Source organism: Microcystis sp. LE19-195.1E (assembly GCF_027532095.1).
Lineage (GTDB): Bacteria > Cyanobacteriota > Cyanobacteriia > Cyanobacteriales > Microcystaceae > Microcystis > Microcystis aeruginosa.
In genome coordinates, this window is the sequence record NZ_JAPZSZ010000228.1 from 1 (window position 1) to 6717 (window position 6717).

Sequence of the window (6717 nt, forward strand, 5' to 3'; positions counted from 1 at the left end):
CTACACTCTTATTTTCTGCCCAATATCTAAGACATTTATTCCGAACAAACTGGACTGTCCGAATAGCCTCATCAATGGCTTGATATTGAGATGGTTTTCCTCTAAGCTTGTACTCTAAAACAAACATTTTGCGTTATCGACCGCAACGATCGCAAAATGTTAAGCATACTGCAATTACATTGTCAACTATAGGTCAGACTTGTTTTTAGCTGTGCTTTGCTGTTCTATACAAAGTCAGCATTCATGAGGGGAACCCTGGGGCGAAGTAATTCGCCCCTTTAAAAGCCCCGTCCCATGGCACTAAGCGCGAGGGACGAATGCTGACACTAAGTTAAATAACAATGAAAAGTTCTAACGGATTGGGTTAAGATCGAGACGTAACCCGAAAAAAATTGCAACAGGAATCGGTAGAAACCCCCCAGTCACTGGGGTTATTAACGGAAATTTTTTTACTGGCAATCCCTATGAACTATCATCCACCCTCACAGCCCCTGCCCGCCCCCTGTATTATTGATTCTGGCGTGGTCATCGCTAAAGAAGATATGCGTCGTCTCCTCGATGATCTCGGACGAGTTCGCTACATCCATAGTCTCGAAGGAGTGATTCAGAGTGAAGGGGAGGGATGGATAGTGGAAGTTTTCGCCGATTATCAGCAAAGCACCCTAGTGGCTAACTACAGTCTTTATCTCAATACCTATAGCTTCGATTGTCTGCGTTTAACCCGCTCTCCCGACGGTGAAACCTATTTTGATCTGATCCAAGACAATCGGCAATTACGGCTAATTCCCCTGAGTAATCCACTCCAAGACCCCGATATGAAAGCCCGTCTCAATGCCGATACCCTCGAAGCCATGGTTACTCAGGTACTTTCTGCTAAGTGGGATGTGCAGTTTGAAGACGAAGACGACAACGATTGCCCCTTTTAGGCAGCGAGCAAAAATACTGGTTACTAATAACTGATAACTGATAACTGATAACTGATAACTGAAACAGTGGGATTTTCCTTTGAATTAATCGCCCGGTGTCCCCAAACTGGTGCGCGGGTTGGGGTTTGGCATACTCCCCACGGACCGGTAGAAACACCCCGTTTTATGCCCGTGGGAACTTTGGCCACGGTGAAAGGTTTGACCCCCGCTCAAATCGCCAGCACGGGGGCGCAAATGATTCTCGCTAATACCTATCACCTGCATCTGCAGCCTGGAGAAAGTATTATCGAGAAAGCGGGAGGTTTACACGAGTTTATGGCGTGGAATCAGCCAATATTAACAGATTCTGGTGGATTTCAGGTATTTAGCCTCAGTCAACTGCGGCAAATTAAAGAATCGGGAGTCACCTTTCGATCGCCCCGGGACGGTAGAATAATCGAAATTACGCCAGAAAAATCGATTCAGATTCAAAATGCCCTCGGTGCTGATGTGATTATGGCCTTCGATGAATGTCCCCCCACGGGAGTCAGTCATGAGACCATGAAAGCATCCATAGAACGCACCTATCGCTGGTTAGAGCGCTGTCTGAGGGCCCATCAACGACCCCAACAACAGGCTTTATTCGCCATAGTGCAGGGGGGAATTTATGAGGATTTACGGGCAGCGGCGGCGGAATCTTTAGTAAAACTCGATTTACCCGGTTATGCTATCGGTGGCGTGAGTGTGGGGGAAGAAACGAGTCTAATTCATCGCATTGTCCAGATAACTGCCCCTTTACTCCCCGAAAATAAACCCCGTTACCTGATGGGAGTGGGAACCTATCGAGAAATGGCCAAGGCGATCGCTAGTGGCATAGATCTGTTTGATTGCGTCATTCCCACCCGTTTTGGTCGCCATGGCACGGCTTTAGTGCGGGGAGAGCGTTGGAACCTAAAAAATGCCCGTTTTAAGGAGGATTTCGCCCCTTTAGACGAGACTTGTCCCTGCTACACCTGTCAACACTTTAGCCGTGCCTATCTGAATCATTTAATTAAATCGGGGGAAATGTTGGGTTATATTCTCTTATCTCTGCACAATATCGCCGAATTAATCAGATTTACCCGTGAAATTCGTCAATCTATCCTAGAAGGAACTTTTGCCCAAGATTTTGCCCCTTGGCTTGAGGATGCCTTAGATGTTACCCCAACGTGATAAAATTTCAGGAAACGTTTGAAAATTTTCTTGTCAAGGTAGATAGAGAGATGGAAACTGCACTTTTGTTGGCCAAATTGCCGGAAGCATACCAAATTTTCGACCCCTTAGTCGATGTCTTGCCCCTGATTCCCCTATTTTTCCTCTTGCTGGCCTTTGTTTGGCAAGCATCCGTCGGTTTTAAATAAATCGACCCTCAATTATCAGTTATCAGTGAGCAGTTATCAGTTATCAGTTATCGGATTTGAGTTTTAAGTGAAATGACATCTTTTCACTGTTTACTGATTACTGATCCCTGAAAAAGCTTCCCAGATTAAAACAAAGTCCGGGTTAAATCAGCATCAGTCAAGTCCACATCTTCTAAAATTGCCCCGCGCAAATCGGCATAACTGAGATCCGCACCCCGGAAACTGGCCCCGGTGAGATCGGTAATAAATCCGTCTCTTTCGGGACTAGCACGAAAATTAACCCGGCAAAGTCGGCAATCAGCGAAATTAGCTCGATATAACAGGGAGCCGCTCAGATTGGCATAGTTGAGATCGGCTCCGCAAAAGTTAGTTTTGCCTAAGTCCGTGCGTTGGTCGGAAGTGGAGCGAAAATCCGTATCGATTAATACGGCCTGCTGGAGATTAGCACTGTTGAGATTAACACCGTTTAAGACGGCTTTGGTTAAATAAGCGGCTTCTAAATTGGCTTCGATCAGATTAGCTCCGCTTAAGTCTGCATCGCGTAAACAAGCTCGATAAAAGTCCACTTGACTTAAATCTGCTCCCCAGAGAATCGCCTCACTTAAATCCGCTTCTCTCAGCAGCGATCGCGAAAGGCGTATCTTTCCTAACCGCGCCTGTCGCAGATCGGCACGGCAAAAATTGACTCCTGGGAGGGAAATATTAGTTAAGTCGCCTTCCCGCAAATTAATCCCCCCAAAATCTCTTTCTCCCTCCCGATAGCGTTGACAAAGTTCTTCTAGGAGCATGGAAATTTTTCCCTATCATAATTGACGCAAAATGTCAAGGGTTTGTTAATTTTTATTTAGGGAGATGGAAAGCCGGCAGACTCTCGAATTCCCGGGCCCGTTGACGCATTTGCTGACTAATGCGATCGCAAACCACCTGACAGAGATCATAGATCACGGGGTCGGTAATTTGATAGTAAACGCTGACTCCTTGGGGTTGCCGCGAGATAATTCCCGCTTGGGTTAAAGCTTTCAGGTGTTTGGAGAGATTGGCCTGGCCTAGTCCGGTAGCTTCAGCGATTTCTTTACCATTCATCGCGCCTAATTGCAAGCAACTGAGAATCTGTAGGCGACTGACTTCCGACAGGACTTTGAAATAGTCCGCCACCGAAGCGAGGACGACGCTAGAGGTTTGGGGGGAGAAACTGTCTAACATAGGTAGGTAATAAAGTGACCAGTTAAAAAGGCTGACAATAGGTTATCGTTTAAAACTTTATAACTATTGACTACTATAGTTTAACTGGAGAGGTAACTAGAGTCTAGTCTGCAAGCTCGATCGAGAGCCGTAAAATCTTTTCCATGAAGATTTGCACATCTGCCTTAGTCATGGTACCAAGGGCATAACCTTGATAGAGATAGCCAACTCGATCAAAGTGTGTAGTCTAAATTGTCTAATTGCCAGATATTATATAGCGTTTCCTGTTCGCAAGAGGTACATTATCGATATTGAAAAGCTTAATCAGCAAAGGTTTAACTGTGCCACACAGGTAAGAGAAACGCTATAGTCATTTCAGATAAGTCTGATACAGACTAGACCGATAAAACCCTTATGAACTCTGGCATTGATATTCTCAATCTTAATTGAAATGACTATAAAAGTCATAACTCTAGTTTTCCTCCGAGGCTTTCCTTTAATTTTAGGGGATTAGCTGACCTACAGCCAAACTGACGCTAAAATAGTCTTTGCTGTCCGGGGTTGTTGCTTGCTCCTGACGGTGGTTGTAACCGGTAACTGAACATGACTTCGATTCGTCAACTGCATCAACAACTCGTTAATAAAGAAAAAACAGCCGTCGAAATCGCCACAGAATTTCTCGCTCGCATCGAAGCGATCGAACCACAAGTAAAAAGCTTTCTCCATTTAACCCCGGATTTAGCCCTCGCACAAGCCCAAAAAGTGGACGAGAAAATAGCTAGAGGTGAATCTCTGCATCCCTTGGCAGGTATTCCGCTCGCATTAAAAGATAATCTCTGCACCAAAGGTATCCCCACCACCTGCGCTTCTCGGATTTTAGAGAATTTTGTCCCCCCCTACGAGTCCACCGTTACCCAAAAATTACGAGATTTAGGGGCAGTTATCGTCGGTAAAACCAATTTAGACGAGTTTGCTATGGGTAGTTCCACAGAAAACTCCGGTTATCACGTTACTGCTAATCCTTGGGACTTATCCCGGGTGCCTGGTGGCTCTTCGGGGGGGTCGGCTGCGGCTGTGGCCGCTCAAGAATGCGTGATTGCCCTAGGATCGGATACCGGTGGCTCAATTCGTCAACCGGCTTCGTTTTGTGGCGTTGTCGGGCTAAAACCGACCTATGGCTTAGTCTCTCGCTTTGGTTTGGTGGCTTACGCTTCTTCTCTCGATCAGATTGGTCCCTTTGGTAGTACCGTAGAAGATGCGGCGATTTTATTACAAGCGATCGCAGGTTACGATCCCCAAGATTCTACCAGTCTCAATCTGCCGATTCCCGACTATAGCCAATTCCTGAAAAACAGTTTAAAAGGGTTAAAAATTGGCGTAATTAAGGAAACTTTCGGGGAAGGTTTGGATCAGGTCGTTGCCGAGGCAGTTAATCAAGCTTTAGAGCAGTTAAAGGCCCTCGGTGCCACAATTAAAGAGATTTCCTGTCCCCGTTTCCGTTACGGATTGCCCACCTACTACATTATCGCCCCCTCGGAGGCATCGGCGAATTTAGCCCGTTACGATGGGGTTAAATACGGTATTCGGGAAGATGCCGATAGTTTGATTGATATGTACACCAAGACTCGCGCTCAGGGTTTTGGTGCGGAAGTTAAGCGCCGGATTATGTTGGGAACCTATACCCTCTCGGCGGGTTATTATGATGCTTATTACCTGAAAGCACAAAAGGTAAGGACTTTGATCAAAGAGGATTTCGATCGAGCTTTTCAATCAGTAGATGTGTTAGTTTCTCCCACTTCACCGACCACAGCCTTTAAAGCCGGGGAAAAAACGGCGGACCCTCTGAGTATGTATTTATCAGATTTAATGACTATTCCCGTCAATTTAGCCGGTTTACCCGGGTTAAGTCTTCCCTGTGGTTTTGATGGGCAAGGTTTGCCAATTGGTTTACAATTAGTCGGTAATGTGTTGCGCGAAGATCAATTATTTCACGTCGCCCACGCCTACGAACAGGCCACCGATTGGCACAAACGTCAACCATCTTTTACAAATTGATACAATTGCCGGTGGCTATCTTTTGCCGATAGCCAAATAGTAGGGTGGGTTAGGCGATGACAAATGAGACAGTTAAGCAACTAATAAGGTATTCGCCATAACCCACCAATCTGTTGATTTTGATCCTAATGCTGAATTGCTAGAATTTGGTATTGTATGTATCGGTGATTTCTCCGAAAGTTGATGTGTCTCTATGAATATATCTCTAGATTTATTAAAGAGTGAGTTTCGACAATTTTGCTTAGACTATGCAGATTATATTAATCAAATAGATAGTTGGTTTACGGATGCGGGATTTGATAAATACGAGCCTCGTCCATCTACGCGCAAAGAGCAATTGAATGGATACTACTCAAAGATTGATTGGGAAAATCAAAACGATATTCAGAAATTTCTGAAAGTAATTGAATCAATACTTTTATACAAAAGTTATTATATTAAGGAAGAGCATAAGCAAACTTTAAGAGGAATTTGTGAAAAAAGTGGTTTGGAAGTTGATATTAATGGCTACACAATTCATTTAACCAAAAAACTAGGACATCAAAATATCAAAAATATTATTTTTGCCTCTAATTCTTTTAAACCAGAAATTATTTTTTCAGATTCACTTAGCAATGATATTGAAATTACGAAGTATAAAGAATCCTGTTTGATCTATGATAAGCCGATTCAAAGTCATGGATTATTAGGGATAGAGTTAATTGATTGGTGGAAAGAGTATAAAAAAATTATTAGCTGGTCAAATTCAGAAGCGGCAGATTCTCTTTACAAACGACTTAAAGAATCCTTGCAAAATAATCCAGTAGAATCTAGATTTTTTGACACTTACTATAACAACGAGCAATTATGTCGTCGTTGGGGTGAAAATTCGCCCGCTCTACTGCCACAAGTTTATTTACATTATGATCCCTATACTATCAAAGAACTCAAAAGATATAACAATGGGAGAAGATTGATAAGACAACGTATGGATTTTTTATTATTATTGCCAAAATCAAAAAGAATTGTTATTGAGATTGATGGTAAACAACATTGGGGAGCAAGTCAAAGCTGAAGAACAAATAAACTACTTGACAAAAGCATCAATTGGGTATGGGATAGAGAAAAGAGTAGGGAAAAGACAAAAATGACTCCAGAGCAACAACAAGAACTTAACCAACATATTCAAGCGATAG

7 protein-coding genes are annotated in these 6717 nt (G+C 43.7%); 5 read left to right on the plus strand and 2 right to left on the minus strand.

Going from position 1 to position 6717, the window contains the following annotated elements:
* Positions 1–464: 464 nt before the first annotated feature.
* From O9300_RS12750 to O9300_RS12760, 3 genes are all read left to right on the plus strand, one after another.
* Entirely contained in the window at positions 465–926 is a 462-nt protein-coding gene (locus O9300_RS12750; RefSeq protein WP_004163378.1) for a hypothetical protein, read from the plus strand.
* Between the two features lie 66 nt (positions 927–992).
* Positions 993–2117 (plus strand): tRNA guanosine(34) transglycosylase Tgt, encoded by a 1125-nt coding sequence (gene tgt / locus O9300_RS12755; RefSeq protein ID WP_079205940.1) that lies wholly within the window; start codon positions 993–995, stop codon positions 2115–2117.
* 50 nt (positions 2118–2167) lie between these two features.
* Positions 2168–2305: a photosystem II reaction center protein K gene (locus O9300_RS12760; protein ID WP_008206475.1), complete on the plus strand. Its 138-nt coding sequence runs from the start codon at positions 2168–2170 to the stop codon at positions 2303–2305.
* A 125-nt stretch (positions 2306–2430) separates the two neighbouring features.
* Here O9300_RS12760 and hetL read toward each other — a convergent pair whose 3' ends face one another.
* On the minus strand, positions 2431–3093 hold the full coding sequence (gene hetL, locus O9300_RS12765) for a heterocyst differentiation pentapeptide repeat protein HetL (RefSeq protein ID WP_287971995.1): 663 nt from the start codon (positions 3091–3093) through the stop codon (positions 2431–2433).
* 52 nt (positions 3094–3145) lie between these two features.
* A complete protein-coding gene (locus O9300_RS12770; RefSeq protein ID WP_002738764.1) occupies positions 3146–3508 on the minus strand; it encodes an ArsR/SmtB family transcription factor in 363 nt (120 codons plus the stop codon).
* Positions 3509–4090: 582 nt separating this feature from the next.
* Here O9300_RS12770 and gatA point away from each other — a divergent pair.
* Together gatA and O9300_RS12780 are read left to right on the plus strand one after the other, a co-directional pair.
* Positions 4091–5542: an Asp-tRNA(Asn)/Glu-tRNA(Gln) amidotransferase subunit GatA gene (gene gatA / locus O9300_RS12775; RefSeq protein ID WP_287971997.1), complete on the plus strand. Its 1452-nt coding sequence runs from the start codon at positions 4091–4093 to the stop codon at positions 5540–5542.
* Between the two features lie 193 nt (positions 5543–5735).
* Entirely contained in the window at positions 5736–6596 is an 861-nt protein-coding gene (locus tag O9300_RS12780; RefSeq protein WP_287971998.1) for a hypothetical protein, read from the plus strand.
* The last annotated feature ends 121 nt before the right edge of the window (positions 6597–6717 follow it).

Coding starts and splice junctions, on each gene's coding strand:
- gatA (WP_287971997.1), top strand. CDS start 4,091: ATGACTTCGATTCGTCAACTGCATCAACAACTCGTTAATAAAGAAAAA.
- O9300_RS12750 (WP_004163378.1), top strand. CDS start 465: ATGAACTATCATCCACCCTCACAGCCCCTGCCCGCCCCCTGTATTATT.
- hetL (WP_287971995.1), bottom strand. CDS start 3,093: ATGCTCCTAGAAGAACTTTGTCAACGCTATCGGGAGGGAGAAAGAGAT.
- O9300_RS12760 (WP_008206475.1), top strand. CDS start 2,168: ATGGAAACTGCACTTTTGTTGGCCAAATTGCCGGAAGCATACCAAATT.
- O9300_RS12780 (WP_287971998.1), top strand. CDS start 5,736: ATGAATATATCTCTAGATTTATTAAAGAGTGAGTTTCGACAATTTTGC.
- O9300_RS12770 (WP_002738764.1), bottom strand. CDS start 3,508: ATGTTAGACAGTTTCTCCCCCCAAACCTCTAGCGTCGTCCTCGCTTCG.